This window comes from Phreatobacter aquaticus (assembly GCF_005160265.1).
GTDB lineage: Bacteria > Pseudomonadota > Alphaproteobacteria > Rhizobiales > Phreatobacteraceae > Phreatobacter > Phreatobacter aquaticus.
Genome location: NZ_CP039865.1, coordinates 773,272 through 788,304 on the forward strand (window position 1 = coordinate 773,272; position 15,033 = coordinate 788,304).

The window sequence follows — 15,033 nt, forward strand, 5'->3', positions numbered from 1 at the left end:
CGACGGATTGTCGCGGCTCTTGCCGCCAATTATGTTCGAACAAATAAGGCGTAACGAAGCAAGCCTGCGCGGAAACCTCCCGATGCTCGAAACCATCCTCTCCGGCACGCGCGTCATCGACTTCACCCAGAACGTCGCCGGCCCCTATGCGACCCAGATCCTTGGAGATTTTGGCGCGGAGGTGATCAAGGTCGAGCGTCCGGGGAGGGGTGACGACACACGCGACTGGTTGCCGCCCGAGATCGGCGGAAAGTCGGCGACCTTCCTGGCACTGAACCGCAACAAGGCAAGCATCTGCGTCGACATCGACAAGCCGGCCGGCCGCGATGTGATGCGGAAGCTGGTCGCCAGTGCCGATGTGTTCATCCACTCGATGAAGCCCGGCAGCGCGGAAGCCCGTGGCCTTGGCTACGACGATCTGTCCGCCGTCAATCCGAAGCTCGTCTATTGCGCCATCAGTGCGTTCGGCCAGGTGGGTCCGCTGAAGGGCCTGCCGGGCTATGATCCTCTGATGCAGGCCTTTACTGGCATCATGAGCACCACCGGCAATGCCGGCGACGATCCCGTCCGGGTCGGCGTGTCGCTGATCGACATGGGCACCGGGCTCTGGTCAGCGCTCGGGATCTTCGCCGCCCTGATGAACCGCATGAAGACCGGCCAGGGCGCCTCGGTGGAGGCGAGCCTGATGGAGACCGGCATCAGCTGGATGACGGTCTTCGTCGCAAGCTATCTCGCGACGGGCCGCCTGCCGCAGAAACTCGGCTCGGCCATGGCGATGACCGCGCCCTATGAGCTGTTTCCGAGTGCCGATGGGCATGCCTTCATTGCGGCCGGCAATGACCGGCTGTTCGAGAAGGTCTGCGAAGGCCTCGGCTGCCCGGAGCTTGCCCGCGACGACCGGTTCCGCACCAACTCCCTGCGCGTAGCCAACCGCGCTGCCTTGCGCGAGGCCCTGTCGGCCCGAACCCGCGTCCAGACGACCGCGGCTATCGTCGCGGCGCTCCGCAAGGCCGGCGCCCCCTGCAGCGAGATGAACGATGTCTCCCAGATGCTCGGCCACGAGCAGGTTCAGGCATCGGGCATGGTGGAGAGCCTGCCGGTCGAGGGCGCGCCGCAGCACCGCGTGGTGGCCTTGCCGCTGAAGATCAACGGCCACCGCGCCGGGGGCGCGAAACCGCCCCCGCGGCTCGGGGCCGATACCGTGCAGGTTCTCGCCGATCTCGGCTATGACACCGCAGCCCTCGACACGCTTGTCCGTGAAGGAGCCATCGCATGACCGCCCATGTGCGCCACCTGAACGATCTGACCGCCAGCGCCCGGGTCGCCGAGTTCATCCGCTCGGCAACCGTGGACGACGAAACCCGCCGGCGATGCATATCGGTCATTGTCGATACGCTCGCTGTAACGCTCGCCGGCAGCGCCGAGCCCGGCGTGAAGGCGCTGGAGGCAACGCTGGAGCCGGCGTCGGGCCATTGCGTTCCCTCGCTCTGGTCGCCCCACGCCTATCGCCGGGACGATGCCGCGCTGCTCATCGGCATGGCGAGCCATATCCTGGACTATGACGATGTCAGCATGCTGGCGGTCTGCCATCCGACGGCGCCGGTGCTGACGGCGGCTCTTTGCGCTGTTCCGTGGGCCGACCTCTCCGGCACCGATCTGGTCGATGCCGTCGCCATTGGCACCGAGGTGATGATCCGCACCGGCCAGGCGATGGGCTTCCGCCATTACGACATCGGTTTCCACGCCACGGCGACGCTTGGCACAATGGGTGCCGCCGCCGCCGCCGCGCGGCTGATGGGCCTCGATCAAGCCCAGACAATCAACGCACTGGCGATCGCCGCAAGCCTTGCCTCGGGCTTGCGCAAGAATTTCGGCTCCATGGTGAAATCGCTCCATGTCGGGCTTGCCGCGTCGAACGGCGTGAAGGCGGCCCAATGGGCAAAGGCCGGCATCACCGGCGCTGCCGATCCGCTGGAGAGCGAGGGCTTCCTGCGGGCCTTCTCCGGCGGCAGCGTGGACCATTGGCCGGACGATCTGGCGCTCAGCCGCCCCTTCGTTCTGGCCGAGCCGGGCTTCGAGCAGAAGCGCTACCCCTGCTGCTACATGCTGCACCGGATGATCGAGGGCACGTTGACTCTGGTGCGCGACACCGGCGTCTCGCTCGATGATGTCGCCAGCGCCGAGGTGTCCATGCCGAAGGGCGGCACCAAGCCGCTGATCCACCCGTTCCCGAAGACCGGCCTCAACGCGCTGTTCAGCGGGCCCTACGCGGTGGCAGCAAGCCTTCGCGACGGCCGCATCAACCTGAAGAGCTTCACCGACAAGGCGGTGGCGCGCCCTGACGTGCAGGCGAGACTTGCCGACATCAGCCTGGTCGAGCGCGATGGTGAGCCGGCCCAGGGCAGCGATCTTGGCAATGCTCCGGTCACCGTCCAGCTGGTGCTCCGCGATGGCACCGTCCGCTCGCAGACGATCCTGGTATCGCCGGGCTCGTTCGACGATCCGCTGACGGCCTCACAGCTCCTGGCAAAATGGAGCGACTGCCTAGAGCGCGCCAATCCCGCGATCAACGCAGGGCAGGCGGCTGCCCTGTTCGAACAGGCCATGGACCTCGCCGCCCTGCCATCGATCGACGGCTGGCTCCATGGGCTTGCCGGCACGCTACGCTCCGTTCCAGTCAATTGACGAGTCGATCGCACCGCCTATAGTTCGAACAAAATACAGACAAGCGGCCGGCCATGTCCTGATGGGCGCGGATCGGAGCCGCCCGGGGAGAAGATCATGAAGCGTCGGCAATTCTTGGGTGGGATGGCGCTTGCGCCGGCGATCGCAACGGCCGGTTGGGGCAGCGCCACCTGGGCGGCAGACAGTTATCCCGCGCGCGCCGTCACCATCCTCAACGGCTATGCCCCTGGCGGGTCCACGGATGTGTCGGCCAGACTCCTGGCTCAGGGCCTGTCTGCGCGCCTCGGCAACGCTTCGGTGATCGTCGAGGGCAAGCCGGGAGCATCGGGGACGCTCGCCAGCGAGTCCCTCACCCGCCAGCCGCCAGACGGCTATACCCTGATGCTGTCGGAATCCTCGTCCTTCGCGATCTGGCCGTCCATGCATGTCAACGGCACGCGGTACAAGCCGCTTGAGGATTTCACCTGGGTCTCGATCGTCTGCACCTCGCCGCTGGTGTTCATCGTCGCCCCGAACTTCCCGGCCGACAATGTCAAGGATGCCATGGCGCTGCTCGGGTCGCCGAAATCGACTGACCTGGCATTCTCCAGTTCGGGAGCCGGGTCGATCCCGCATATCTGCGCCGAACTGCTGAAGCACACGGTCGGGCCGGGCGCCAAGTCGCAGCATATCCCCTATCGCGGCGGGTCGCCTGCCGTCCTCAGCGTGTCGAAGGGCGAGACGGCCTGGGGCATGGCAACCCTGGGCTCTGCTGCCGGTCTGATCGAAGGCGGAATGCTCAAGGCCCTTGCCGTCACGAGCCCGACACGGTTCTCCAAGTTTCCCAATATCCCGACCTTCACGGAATCGGGCGTGCCGGAAATGGAGCTCAATACCTATTACATGATGCATGGCCCCGCGGGCCTGCCCCAGCCGATCGTCGACAAGCTCAACAAGGCAGGATCGGCGGCGGTCGCCAGCACCGAGTGGAAGGATCGTTTCGTTGCTGCCGGCATGGAAGCCTGGACCGGTCCGAACAGCCCGGCCGATGCTCGCCAGGTCGTCGTCGACCAGCTTGCCCGGTTCAAGGCCATCGCGGATCGCACCGGCATCCGCATTTCGAGCTGAGGCGCCGGGACGGAGCCTTGGCCGGCGGCCCCGCTACACCGCTCAGCAACCATCACGCGCATGACGGCAGGATCGAACTTGGCCGATGACCGCACGATCCTCGCCGTCGATCTCGGCACCCAGAGCCTGCGCGTCTCGGCGATCACAACGGCCAGCAGACGTCTCTGGCACTGGCAGCAGCCGGTCACCTCGTTCATTGACGGCGAAGCGAATGAACAGGACCCGGCCGAATGGGCGAGCCTGATCGACCGGGCCTTGGCCGAGGCCGCCAGCGCGGGCATCCGGCCTGACGCTGTCGCGGCTGCAGGCCCGCTTGCCGGCTGGGTTCCGCTCGATGCCGACGGGCAGGCGCTCGCCCGCGCGACCATGTATTTCGATGGCCGGACGGCGCCCGATACGCAGCTTGTCGCATCGGCGTTGCACGACCGGCCAGCGGCGCCACGGCCGACCATCGCAGACCCGCTGCCCCAGCTTCTGCGCCTCCAGCGGGAGCAGCCGTCCTGGCTTCCGCGCCTGCATGTCCTGCTCGACGCGACCGGGTGGCTGGTTCACCGCCTGACCGGTCATTCCACCCTCGACGCCTTTACCGCGATCCGTCTCTATGACCGTGAGGTCGTCGCACGCCTCGGGATCGATCTCGCACGCTTCGGCCGCGGCGTCGCGGTGGGCGAGAATGTCGCGCCCCTGTCGCCCCAATATGCAAGCCTGTTCGGCAACCCGCGCATTCCGGTGATCGCGGCCACCTTCGACAGCAAATGCGCCTATCTCGCGAGCGGCATCGAGCAGGACGGCGAGGCGCTCGACATATCGGGAACCGTCACCTCCTTTGGCGTCGCATCCACCCGGCAGGTGATCGATCCCGCCCGGCGCATCTACTCGGTACCGCTCGGCGACAGATGGCTGGTGCGCGGCTCGATGGGCGGCACCGGCAGCGTCCTCGAATGGGCGCGCGCAACCGTTCTCGGCAATGACTTCCGGGCGATCGAGGCAGACGTTGCTGCCGTCCCACCGGGCGCCCATGGCGTGACGTTCCTGCCCTTTCACTCCGGCGCGCGGGCCCCGCTCTGGAACCCGCATGTGCGCGGCGCCTTCCTCGGCCTGTCGCTTGATACCGGTCGCCCCGCCATGGCGCGCGCGGTCTATGAGGGGCTGGTCTATGGGCTCCGCCACATCGTCGACACCATGGCCGAGGCTGGCGTGGTGGTCGCTGATATCCGGCTGGCCGGCGGCCTTGCGCGCAGCGATCTGCTCAGCCGGATGAAGGCCGACATCCTCGGGCGGCCTGTCATCCGCCTTGTCGACTACGAGCTCACCACGCTGGGTCTCGTGGTCATCGCCAGCGTCGGCCTCGGTGCCTTCCCGACACGTGGCGAGGCAAGTGCCGCGCTGGTCGGCAGGGCCGGACGGATCGAGCCATCGGCCCTCCATGACGCTTATGACGAACCCTATCGCCGCTATCTCAAGTCTGCGGCCTTGCTCGGAAGCTGATCGTCATAGGGGCGCCTGCGGAACGGCCTCGCCGTCAGATAGGCATGGGCTGCTGCCATCACGGCGGCATCGTCATGGCGCGGTCCGACGATCTGCAGGCCGACCGGCAGTCCGCCCTTGGTCAACCCGCAAGGTACCGAGATCGCCGGATTGTGCGCGAGGTTGAACGGGTAGGAGAACTCCGCCCAGGAGATCCAGTCCCAGGCATGATCCGGCCAGTGCGCCGGGCGTTGCCGGCCAACCTCGAAGGCTGCGACCGAGGCCGCCGGAGTCAGCAGGAGATCCCAGCCGCTGTCGAACCAATGGCCGATGGCGGCGGCATAGGCGATGCGCCGCGCCTGCGCCGCCTGCACGTCGCCGAGGGTCGCCCCGTCGCTGTCGCGAAGACAGGCGATAAGCCCCTCATCCATAGACTCAGCAGCTTCCGCATCGGCCGGCCGCGCGCTGAGCAGAGCCGCCCCCCACAGCGCCCGGATGAGGTCGGGGCCTTGGGGCCCCCAGTCGGGCTCGACCTCCTCGACATAGGCGCCAAGGTCGGCGAAGGCGCGCCCCGCCTCCGCCACCAGATCGGCAACCTCCGGATCGACGCGGGCATGACCGAGCGTCGGGCTATAGGCGATCCGTAGCCCCTTCAGCTCGGCGCGCTCGAAATCGGGCGCGCGAAAGCCGATCGGCAATGACGTGAAATCGGCCGCATGCGGCCCGGCCATCACCTCCAGCATCAGGGCCCCATCGGGCACATCGCCCGTCAGGGGACCGATATGGGAAAGGCTGCCATTGTTGGGAACCGGCACATAGGGCACCCGGCCGAAGCTCGGCTTGAAGCCGACCACACCGCAGAAATGCGCGGGGATCCGCACGGAACCGGCGCCGTCGGTGCCGAGGTGCAGCGGCCCGCAACCGGCGGCCGCGAGCGCCGCAGCGCCGGCAGACGATCCACCGGAGGTGAAGCCGTGCTTCCAGGGATTGTGGGTCGTGCCCGTGAGCGGGCTGTCGCTGACCGCCGTCCAGCCATGTTCGGTCATCGTCGTCTTGCCGAGGATCAGCGCGCCCGCCGCCCTTAGCCGGGCGACCGCCGGCGAATCCTGCTCGGCGTGATCTGCCGTCGTCAGCCGGGAGCCCCGGCGGGTCGGCAGGCCGGCCACTGCCTGCACGTCCTTCACCGTCACCGGGACGCCGTGCAGCGGTCCCAGAAAGCGGTCCTGCATCATCAACGCCTCGGACTGCCGCGCGGCATCGCGGACACGATCGATGTCCAGAGCCGCGAAGGCGTTGATCTCCGGCTCCAGCCGCTCGATGCGAGCAAGCACTGCGTCGACGATCTCCATCGGCGAGGCAATCCGCCGGCGCACCAAGGTGGCCATGGTCCGCGCCGACAGACCGGCGAGATGGGCGATGCTGCGGCTCATGACGTCACGGGGATCCGAAGAGGCCGCCGGCTCAAGCCTTGGCCTCCCAGGCCGCGACATCGAGGAACGTGCTCTGATAGGAGGCGCCCTCGCCGATATCGGTCAGGCGGTCGGAGCAGAGCATGTTGACCGTGCCCTCCGGCGCTTCCGCATCCGGCCGCTGGCCCGGCACCAGGATGATCCCCTCGCCGACTTCATCGCTGACCTTGAGCGCGAGCCCGATGGTCGCGCGCTCGTTGAACAGCCGCACCTTCTGGCCATTGGCGAGGTTCCGTTTGAGGGCTTCCTTTGGGTGAATGACGCAATGCGGCTCACCCTCGCGCTTGCGCAGGAAGTCGACGCCCGAGAACGCCGTGTGCGGCTGGAAATAGGACGGCGCGGTCAGGAGCCTGAGCGGCCAGCGCGCGGCATCGCGCACCTCTTCCGGGTCCGGCTCCCAGATCGGCATGGGCGGCACGCCCTCGGCTGCGAGCGACGCCGAGTAGATCTCGAGCTTGCCGGACGGCGTGCGGAACTCCTGCGGTCCCGGCGGCGGCGCGGCCTTGACCGGCTTGTGGTCCAGAAGGCTTGCCGGATCGACCTTGGCGACCGCCCCGGTCACACCCTCGAAGAAGTGCGGCAGGATCTCGCGTTCGGTCTGGCGGAACACCGCATCGGTCAGGCCCATGCGACGGGCCAGTTCCTGCGCCAGCCGGAAGTTCGACCAGGCCTCGCCTTGAGGCTGAACGGCGGCCGGCGAGAACTGCATGTAGAAGCTGCCATAGCCGCGATAGAAGTCCTCGGTCTCCAGATAGGTGGTCGCCGGCAGGACGATATCGGCATAGCGCGCGGTATCGGTCAGGAACGGATCGTGGACCACCGTGAACAGGTCCTCGCGGGAGAGCCCCTCGCGTACCTTCTTGGCATCGGGGCAGGTCACCGCCGGATTGTTGGCGCCGATGAAGATGGAGCGCAGCGGCGGCCCGTCCATCCGCACCAGTTCAAGCCCGAGCAGGCTGTGATTGACGAGACGGGTTGTCGCCGGGCCGGAGGGCTTGCGGATATAGGCGAAGTTGAAGTCCATCGAGCCCGCTGTCAGCAGCAGGGCGCCGCCGCCCTTGCGGCCGTAAGCGCCGGTGACCGCCGGAAGCGTCGCGACAGCCCGCAACGCCTGGCCGCCACGGGCGAGGCGCGTCATGCCCTCGCCGATGCGGATGAACGAGTGCTTGGCCGCGCCATACATGGCAGCAAGCTTCTCGATATCAGCCACCGACAGGCCGGTGATCTCCGACACACGCTGCGGCGTGAAGCCCGGAATCACCTCCCGCTCCCACTGGTCGAAGCCCAGCGTATTGGCGGCGAGATAGGCGCGGTCGCACAGGCCGTCGCGCACCAGGATATGGACGATGCCGAGGGCCAGCGCCGCGTCGGTGCCAATCCGGATCGGCAGGTGCCAGTCGGCGGCGGCCGCTGTGCGGCTGCGGCGGGGATCGATCACCACGACCTTGACGCCCTTCTTGCGGACGCTGTCGAGCTTCGCCCAGAAATGGACATTGACCGCCATCAGGTCGCAACCCCAGGCGATGACCAGATCGGAATCGACCACCGATTCCGGATCGGCGCCGCCAACCGGTCCAAGCGTTGCGTCCCATGCGGTCTCACAGCAGGTGTCGCAGACCGTGCCAGCCTGCAGCCGGCTGGTGCCCATGGCATGGAACAGGCCGTTGACGATGTGGCGGTTCATCTGGCCCTGATGGGCCGAATAGGCATAGCCGAGCAGGGCCAGCGGGCCGGATTCGGCGATGATCGCCTTCCAGCGCGTCTCGATCTCGTCGAGCGCTGCATCCCAGCTGATCGGCTGGAACTGGCCGGAGCCCTTGGGGCCGACGCGCTTCAGCGGCGTGGTGATCCGCTCCGGCGAATGAACCAGTTCGGCGTCGCGGTTGACCTTGGCGCAGGCAAATCCCGCCGTGTAGGGCTGGTCCGGGTCGCCCTCGACGCGGGTCACCTTGCCGTTCTCGACATGGGCGATCAGCGAGCACATGTCGGGGCAATCATGGGCACAGACGACGCGAACGGCGGACATGGGCTTCTCCTCGGCGCAACGGACAAAGGGCCGGCAAACGGCACCGGCCTGATCATGTCAGTCTGATACTGTTCCAAAATTCTGGTCTGCCGGAAATGACCAGTTGCCATCATCCGGCAAGACCAGTTCAGCGGTCTGGCCTCGAACGATGCATCGCAGGCCCGCGAGGACGGTCTGGACTTCGGCCAGCCTGCCGCGTCAGATGCCTCCTTGCAGACTTATCGAGGGCATCATGGACAATCGGCGCGACGTTTGGCGGCATGTGGACCAGCATCGGGAGCGGCTCATCGAGCTCTCCGACCGGGTCTGGGGCATGCCCGAGGTCTGCTACACGGAGGCGCGTTCGGTCGCGGAGCATGTCGCGGAACTCCGCCACCAGGGCTTCCGCATCACCGAGAACGTCGCCGGCATTCCGACAGCAGTGATCGGCGAGGCCGGCGAAGGCGGGCCGGTGATCGCCATCATGGGCGAGTACGACGCGCTTCCCGGCCTCAGCCAGGAGGCCGGCGTTGCCGAGCACAAGCCGGTCGAGACCGGTGGCCACGGCCATGGCTGCGGCCACAATCTCCTGGGCTCGGCGGCGCTGCTGGCCGCCACCGCCGTCAAGGACTGGCTCGCCGAGAACAAGATACCCGGCCGCGTGCGCTATTACGGCTGCCCGGCCGAAGAAGGCGGCGCCGCCAAGGCCTTCATGGTGCGCGCTGGCGCCTTCAAGGATGCCGATATCGCGATCTCCTGGCACCCCTCCTCCTGGTGGGAGGTGACCCCGCCCCTGTCGCTCGCCAATACCCGCGCAGACTTCGTCTTCACCGGCCGGACCTCGCATGCCGCGGCCTCGCCCCATCTCGGCCGTTCCGCGCTCGACGCGGTGGAACTGATGAGCGTCGGCGTCAACTACATGCGCGAGCACATGCCGAGCGACGCGCGCGTCCACTACGCCATCCTCGACACCGGCGGCATCGCGCCAAACGTCGTCCAGGCCCATGCCCGCGTGCGCTATTCGATCCGCGCCCGCGACCTGCCGGGCATGCTCGAACTGGTTGGCCGCGTTCGCAAGATTGCCGAGGGTGCCGCCCTGATGACCGAAACCAAGATGGAGATGCGCATCATCAGCGCCGTCTCCAACATGGTCGGCAACACGCCGCTGGAGGCAGCCCTCCAGGAGGTGATGGAAGACCTCGGGCCGCCGCCCTTCGACGACCGCGACCGGGCCTTCGCCGCCGAGATCCGCAAGACCTTCTCCGACGGCGACATCGCCGCCACCTATCGCTCGATCGGCTATGAGGAGACCGACGCGCCGCTCGCCGACTTCACCGTGCCGCTCGATGCCAAGCGCAATCCGGCCATCGGCTCGACCGATATCGGCGATGTCAGCTGGGTTGTGCCGACGGTGCAGGCCCATGCGCCGACGGTTGCGATCGGCACGCCGTTCCACACCTGGCAGGTGGTGGCACAGGGCAAGGAGCCGGCGGCCCACAAGGCCATGGTGCAAGTCGCGAAGGCCATGGCCGATCTCGGCGCGAAGGCGATCATGAACCCCGAGCTGATCGCCGCCGCCAAGGCGGATCTCGCCAAGCGGACGGCGAAGAACCCCTACATCTCGCCGATCCCGCCCGAGGTGAACCCGCCGCTCGACATGTCGCGCGGCTGACGGCAGCAGCGTCTGCTCAATGGGCGATCAGGAGCGGCACGGTGCTGGCCTGGATCACATCCAGCGTCGTGCCCCCCATCACCCATTCGCGCAAGCGTAAATGGCCATAGCCACCCATCACGATCAGGTCGGATGACAGACGGCGCGCCTCGGTGAGGATCGCATCGGCAACCGATCGTCCATCGCTCGCCACCACTTCGACCGTCACCGTGGCGCCGTGACGATCGAGATAGCGGGCAAGGTCGCTGGCGGTCGCATCCGGCTCGGCATCCACCAGCACCACATCCACCTTGCTCGCCCGCGTGATCAGCGGCATCGCCTCGGCAACAGCGCGGGCGGCTTCCCGGGTATCTCGCCAGGCGATCAGCACGCCCCTGAGAACATCGGGCGCACGGCGGCCTGGCGGTACCAGCAGGGTGCCCCGTCCGCTGCCGAACAGAGCTGCTTCGATGAGCGGGTCCCACAGGGCGCCTACGCCGCTGCGATAGGGTGATGTCGCAATGAACAGGTCGGAACAGCGCAGCGTCGTCAGGCTATCCCGCACGATATCCTCCATGCGGGCGTCGATACGGACGAGATCGCTGGTCTGGGCAAGGGCATCGAGGCTCGAAGCCATCCGGGGCGCCTGATCGGTGGCGCGGACACGAATCTCGGTCTCAAGCTCGGCAAACAGGGCAGCGGCCGCGACCGCCGAGTCCGGCGATGCCAACAGGCCGATGTCAGGCAGCGCACTGGTGAACAGCCCGGTCAGATGGGCGCCGAAGGTTGTGGCCAGCAGACCGGCATAGGACAGGCGGCTCGCTTCCTCGGGGCCCCCGTCCAGGTGAACAACGATGTCCTTCATCGGAGAAACTCCCTGAAACCGCGCCACAAACGGACAATCCATCAAACTTAGGGCCGCGCGCGCTTGCTGCCTTGCGGTGGATCAGGGCGTGTGCGCGATCACGGAACAGCGCGCAGCGACAGGATATAGGCGCCGATCTCCCGCATCTCGTCCGGCGACAGCTGGATGTTCGGCATCGTCTTGTGGGCGGTCGACAGCGCCACCGTGATGGCGATGCCGGTGATCCCGGGCGTCGCAGCCAGCGTCTGGAAGCTCGGTGCATCGGCGATCGGCGAGGCGGCCTGACCGGCGCCGACGCCGTGGCAGGCAACACAGGTCGAGCGCGCCAGCGCTTCTCCACGGCGGGCCTGATCCCTGTCCTGGGCCGATGCGATCGCCGGCAAGGCGCAGATGAGGGCGGCGGCGATCAGGGTCGTCTTGCGCATGGAGGCCTCCCGGCTGGCGGTGCTGCCGGCAGTAGAACGCCGCAGCGCGCCAATCGGCTTGGGCTGGATCAAATTCCCCGGCATGCCGCCGGCCTCCGGCTCCCGGACAGGTCGCGTGGCCCGAGCACCCATGCGACAACAGCACGGCCAACGTCCCGGCTGACCGAGCCCCAGGAACCGCCATGACCGCGCTGCTTCATGTCCACGGCGCCGCCCGCACTGTGACCGGCTCCTGCTACCTGCTGGAGGCCGCCGGCCGCCGGATCCTCATCGATTGCGGCATGTTCCAGGGTTCCAAGACCCTGAAGGAACTGAACTACCGTTCCTTCCCCTTCGATCCCGCCACGCTCGACGCAGTCCTGCTGACCCATGCCCATATCGACCATTCCGGCCTGCTGCCGAAACTGGTGAAGGCCGGCTACAGGGGACCGATCCACGCGACGCCAGCAACCGTCGACCTCTGTTCGATCATGCTGCCGGACAGCGGCCACATCCAGGAGATGGAGGTGGAGATGCTGAACCGCCGGCGCGCCCGCAAGGCCGAGGCGCGGGTCGAGCCCATCTACACCGCCGAGGACGCCGAAGCCTGCCTCGATCAGTTCCAGCCGATCGCCTACGGCACCTGGCTGCCGCTCGGGCCCGATCTGCGGGCCCGCTACTGGAACGCCGGCCATATGCTCGGATCCTCGTCGATCGAGTTCGAGATTGGCGGGATTGCGGGGCGCAGCCAGCCGTTCCGCCTGCTCATGTCCGGCGATATCGGCCCCGATGCCAAGCTGTTCCACCCCGATCCGCACGGTCCCGCCGGCGTCGACCTCGTCGTCTGCGAGGCGACCTATGGCGACCGCGACCGCCCGGCGGTCACCATTGCCGAGCGGCGCCGGCAACTGGCCCTGGAAGTGGCGGCGGCAGCCCGGCGCGGCGGCGCGCTGCTCATCCCCTCCTTCGCGGTGGAACGCACCCAGGAGGTCACCGCCGACCTGCTCGATGCCATGGCGTCGGGCGCCGTGCCGGAAGCGCCGATCTTCATCGACTCGCCACTTGCCGCCAAGGCGACACGGATCTTCCTGGAGCATGTGGCCGGGCTTGAGGACGGACCGGAACTTGCGCGGCTGCGCACCTCCAGCCAAGTCCGCATCACCGAGAGCGCCGACCAGAGCCGGGGCCTCGAGAAGCTTCGCGGCTTCCACATCATCATCGCCGCCAGCGGCATGTGCGATGCCGGCCGCATTCGCCACCACCTCAAGAACCACCTGTGGCGCCACGATGCGACGGTCCTGATGGTCGGCTATCAGGCCGTCGGCTCGCTCGGCCGCATCCTGGAAGACGGCGCCAGGGCCGTGCGCATCCAGGGCGATGACGTGCGCGTGCAGGCGACCATCCGCAAGCTTGAGACCTACTCGGCCCATGCCGACCGCCAGGAGCTCCATGACTGGCTGGCCGAACGCGGCCCGATCCGCGGCGCCGTCGCACTGGTCCATGCGGAGGAGGTCGCGCTTCAGGCCTTCGCTGACATGATCGATGGCAAGGTGGCGCCAGCAGGCCATGTGCTAGTCCCGACCCTGGATTCGACCATCGATCTTGCCGGCGACATGCCCCGCCTGATCGAGGGCCCGGCCCGGCCGCCGCGCATCCCCGCCGATGTAGTCGGCCGTCAGGACTGGCACAACGACGTCTCGGCCTTCCTGCTCGACCTGCGCGAGGCGCTGGACCAGGCAGCCGACGACCGCACGCGGGCCAAGCTGCTGCGCCGCCTCAAGCGCGCGCTCGACGACGGCGAGCGCTGAGCGGGAGTGCCCATGACACGGTTCGAAGCCCCTGACGTCATCGCCTTCCTGCGCCGCGCCGCCGATCCGGCCGGCGCCGGTGCCGAGGTCATCTCGACCCACATCTCCCACGTGGTCATCGGGCCGGCGACGGTGTTCAAGCTGAAGCGGCCGGTCAGCCTCGGCTATCTCGACTTCTCCGATCCCGCCCACCGGCTCGACCTCTGCCGCACCGAGGTGGCGCTGAACCTGCGCGCGCCTGGCGCCGATCGCATCTACCGCCGCGCCCGTGCCATCACGCGCGGCGCCGACGGCAGTCTCGGCTTGGACGGTGAGGGAGCGCTCGTCGACGGCGTCGTCGAGATGGCGGCCTTCGACCAGGCGCAGTTGCTCGATCGCCTGGCAGAACAGGGGCCGCTCGACGGCGCGATGATCGACCGACTGGCGGCCACGATCGCAGCGTTCCACAACGCTGCTGAGCCAGCCGCGAAGCCCCATGGCGCAGCAAGGCTCGCCCGCGTCCTCGACATCAATGCGACGGCCTTCGTCGCCAGCGGCCTGCGCGACGAGACCGCGGCGGCGGCCCTCGACCAGCGGTTCCGCGACCGGCTCGAACGCCATGCCAAGGCCCTCGACCGGCGGGCTGTGGCAGGCCATGTCCGTCGCTGCCATGGCGACCTACACCTGAGGAACATCTGCCTGATCGATGGCGAGCCGGTCCTGTTCGACTGCCTCGAGTTCGACGAGGACCTCGCCACCACCGACACGCTCTACGACCTCGCCTTCCTGCTGATGGACCTCTGGCATCGCGACCGGCGGGTCGAGGCCAACCGGTTGATGAACCGCTATGCCGACCTCTCCGGCGAGGCGGACGATCTCGCTCTGCTGCCGTTCCTGATCGCCGTGCGCGCCGCCATCCGGGCCCATGTGACGGCGGCGGCGGCTGCCAGCCAGACCGCCACGGAGGCGGAGACATCGTGGAACATGGCGGAGACCATGCTCCGGCTGGCCGAGGCGGCTCTGCAAGGCTCTGAGCCCCGCCTGGTCGCCGTTGGCGGCCTCTCCGGCTCGGGAAAATCGAGCCTGGCGCGGGCCATCGCGCCCGAAATCGGCGGCGCACCCGGTGCCCGGATTCTGGCGAGCGACCGAATCCGCAAGGAAAAAATCGGCGCCGCCAGCGGCCCGCCCGCTGAAGGCCTCTACACGCCGGAGATCACGCAGGCAGTCTATCACAGAATGCGCACCGACGCCCGCGCGCTGCTCGATTCCGGTGTCAGCGTGATCGCCGATGCGGTCCATGCGCGGCCCGGCGAGCGGGCAGCCATCGCGGCCGTGGCGACGGAAGCCGGCGTCCCCTTCACCGGCCTCTGGCTCGATCTTGCGACCAGCGACCGCGCGAGCCGGGTGGAAGCCCGCCGCAACGACATCTCCGACGCTGATGTTGCCGTGGTCGAGGCGCAGGCCGGCTACGACATCGGCCCCCTCGACTGGACAAGGCTCGATGCCTCAGGCGACCCCGAGACGACCGCCCGCGCGGCATTGACGCGTATCGCAACCTGATTCCCCATCGGTCGGCATTGACCGTTGCAATCG

11 protein-coding genes are annotated in these 15,033 nt (G+C 67.9%); 7 read left to right on the forward strand and 4 right to left on the reverse strand.

Annotation, left to right across the window (positions count from 1 at the left end; all coding sequences use genetic code 11):
- The first annotated feature begins 82 nt into the window (after nucleotides 1-82).
- The 4 genes from E8L99_RS03530 (at nucleotide 83) to E8L99_RS03545 (ending at nucleotide 5,280) form a co-directional block, all read left to right on the forward strand.
- The gene (locus E8L99_RS03530; protein WP_168201552.1) at nucleotides 83-1,276 is read left to right on the forward strand and encodes a CaiB/BaiF CoA transferase family protein; all 1,194 of its coding nucleotides are present in this window, start codon (nucleotides 83-85) and stop codon (nucleotides 1,274-1,276) included.
- On the forward strand, nucleotides 1,273-2,685 hold the full coding sequence (locus E8L99_RS03535) for an MmgE/PrpD family protein (protein ID WP_137098250.1): 1,413 nt from the start codon (nucleotides 1,273-1,275) through the stop codon (nucleotides 2,683-2,685). The genes E8L99_RS03530 and E8L99_RS03535 overlap by 4 nt, the downstream gene beginning before the upstream one ends.
- Before the next feature lie 96 nt (nucleotides 2,686-2,781).
- The gene (locus E8L99_RS03540) at nucleotides 2,782-3,792 is read left to right on the forward strand and encodes a Bug family tripartite tricarboxylate transporter substrate binding protein (protein ID WP_137098251.1); all 1,011 of its coding nucleotides are present in this window, start codon (nucleotides 2,782-2,784) and stop codon (nucleotides 3,790-3,792) included.
- Nucleotides 3,793-3,870: 78 nt separating this feature from the next.
- On the forward strand, nucleotides 3,871-5,280 hold the full coding sequence (locus E8L99_RS03545) for a xylulokinase (RefSeq protein WP_168201553.1): 1,410 nt from the start codon (nucleotides 3,871-3,873) through the stop codon (nucleotides 5,278-5,280).
- Here E8L99_RS03545 and E8L99_RS03550 read toward each other — a convergent pair.
- Nucleotides 5,247-6,689, reverse strand: a complete 1,443-nt coding sequence (locus tag E8L99_RS03550) for an amidase family protein (RefSeq protein ID WP_210421792.1) — start codon at nucleotides 6,687-6,689, stop codon at nucleotides 5,247-5,249. The genes E8L99_RS03545 and E8L99_RS03550 overlap by 34 nt on opposite strands.
- A gap of 31 nt (nucleotides 6,690-6,720) precedes the next feature.
- Complete coding sequence (locus tag E8L99_RS03555) at nucleotides 6,721-8,754, reverse strand: molybdopterin-containing oxidoreductase family protein (protein ID WP_137098253.1); 2,034 nt, start codon at nucleotides 8,752-8,754, stop codon at nucleotides 6,721-6,723.
- A 232-nt stretch (nucleotides 8,755-8,986) separates the two neighbouring features.
- Here E8L99_RS03555 and E8L99_RS03560 point away from each other — a divergent pair, with 232 nt between their 5' ends.
- Entirely contained in the window at nucleotides 8,987-10,405 is a 1,419-nt protein-coding gene (locus E8L99_RS03560; RefSeq protein ID WP_137098254.1) for a M20 family metallopeptidase, read from the forward strand.
- Nucleotides 10,406-10,421: 16 nt separating this feature from the next.
- Here E8L99_RS03560 and E8L99_RS03565 read toward each other — a convergent pair whose 3' ends face one another.
- Both E8L99_RS03565 and E8L99_RS03570 read right to left on the reverse strand, forming a co-directional pair.
- Nucleotides 10,422-11,249: a universal stress protein gene (locus E8L99_RS03565; protein WP_168201554.1), complete on the reverse strand. Its 828-nt coding sequence runs from the start codon at nucleotides 11,247-11,249 to the stop codon at nucleotides 10,422-10,424.
- A gap of 98 nt (nucleotides 11,250-11,347) precedes the next feature.
- Entirely contained in the window at nucleotides 11,348-11,674 is a 327-nt protein-coding gene (locus E8L99_RS03570) for a c-type cytochrome (RefSeq protein ID WP_168201555.1), read from the reverse strand.
- 182 nt (nucleotides 11,675-11,856) lie between these two features.
- On the opposite strand from E8L99_RS03570, the gene E8L99_RS03575 reads away from it, so the two are divergent.
- A complete protein-coding gene (locus E8L99_RS03575; protein ID WP_137098257.1) occupies nucleotides 11,857-13,461 on the forward strand; it encodes an MBL fold metallo-hydrolase in 1,605 nt (534 codons plus the stop codon).
- Nucleotides 13,462-13,473: 12 nt separating this feature from the next.
- On the forward strand, nucleotides 13,474-15,000 hold the full coding sequence (locus E8L99_RS03580) for a bifunctional aminoglycoside phosphotransferase/ATP-binding protein (RefSeq protein ID WP_137098258.1): 1,527 nt from the start codon (nucleotides 13,474-13,476) through the stop codon (nucleotides 14,998-15,000).
- Nucleotides 15,001-15,033: the final 33 nt, after the last annotated feature.

Excerpts from the sequence above, each read along its gene's own strand:
- E8L99_RS03530 (WP_168201552.1), top strand. The coding sequence starts at position 83 with ATGCTCGAAACCATCCTCTCCGGCACGCGCGTCATCGACTTCACCCAG.
- E8L99_RS03535 (WP_137098250.1), top strand. The coding sequence starts at position 1,273 with ATGACCGCCCATGTGCGCCACCTGAACGATCTGACCGCCAGCGCCCGG.
- E8L99_RS03540 (WP_137098251.1), top strand. The coding sequence starts at position 2,782 with ATGAAGCGTCGGCAATTCTTGGGTGGGATGGCGCTTGCGCCGGCGATC.
- E8L99_RS03550 (WP_210421792.1), bottom strand. The coding sequence starts at position 6,689 with ATGAGCCGCAGCATCGCCCATCTCGCCGGTCTGTCGGCGCGGACCATG.
- E8L99_RS03555 (WP_137098253.1), bottom strand. The coding sequence starts at position 8,754 with ATGTCCGCCGTTCGCGTCGTCTGTGCCCATGATTGCCCCGACATGTGC.
- E8L99_RS03560 (WP_137098254.1), top strand. The coding sequence starts at position 8,987 with ATGGACAATCGGCGCGACGTTTGGCGGCATGTGGACCAGCATCGGGAG.
- E8L99_RS03565 (WP_168201554.1), bottom strand. The coding sequence starts at position 11,249 with ATGAAGGACATCGTTGTTCACCTGGACGGGGGCCCCGAGGAAGCGAGC.
- E8L99_RS03570 (WP_168201555.1), bottom strand. The coding sequence starts at position 11,674 with ATGCGCAAGACGACCCTGATCGCCGCCGCCCTCATCTGCGCCTTGCCG.
- E8L99_RS03575 (WP_137098257.1), top strand. The coding sequence starts at position 11,857 with ATGACCGCGCTGCTTCATGTCCACGGCGCCGCCCGCACTGTGACCGGC.
- E8L99_RS03580 (WP_137098258.1), top strand. The coding sequence starts at position 13,474 with ATGACACGGTTCGAAGCCCCTGACGTCATCGCCTTCCTGCGCCGCGCC.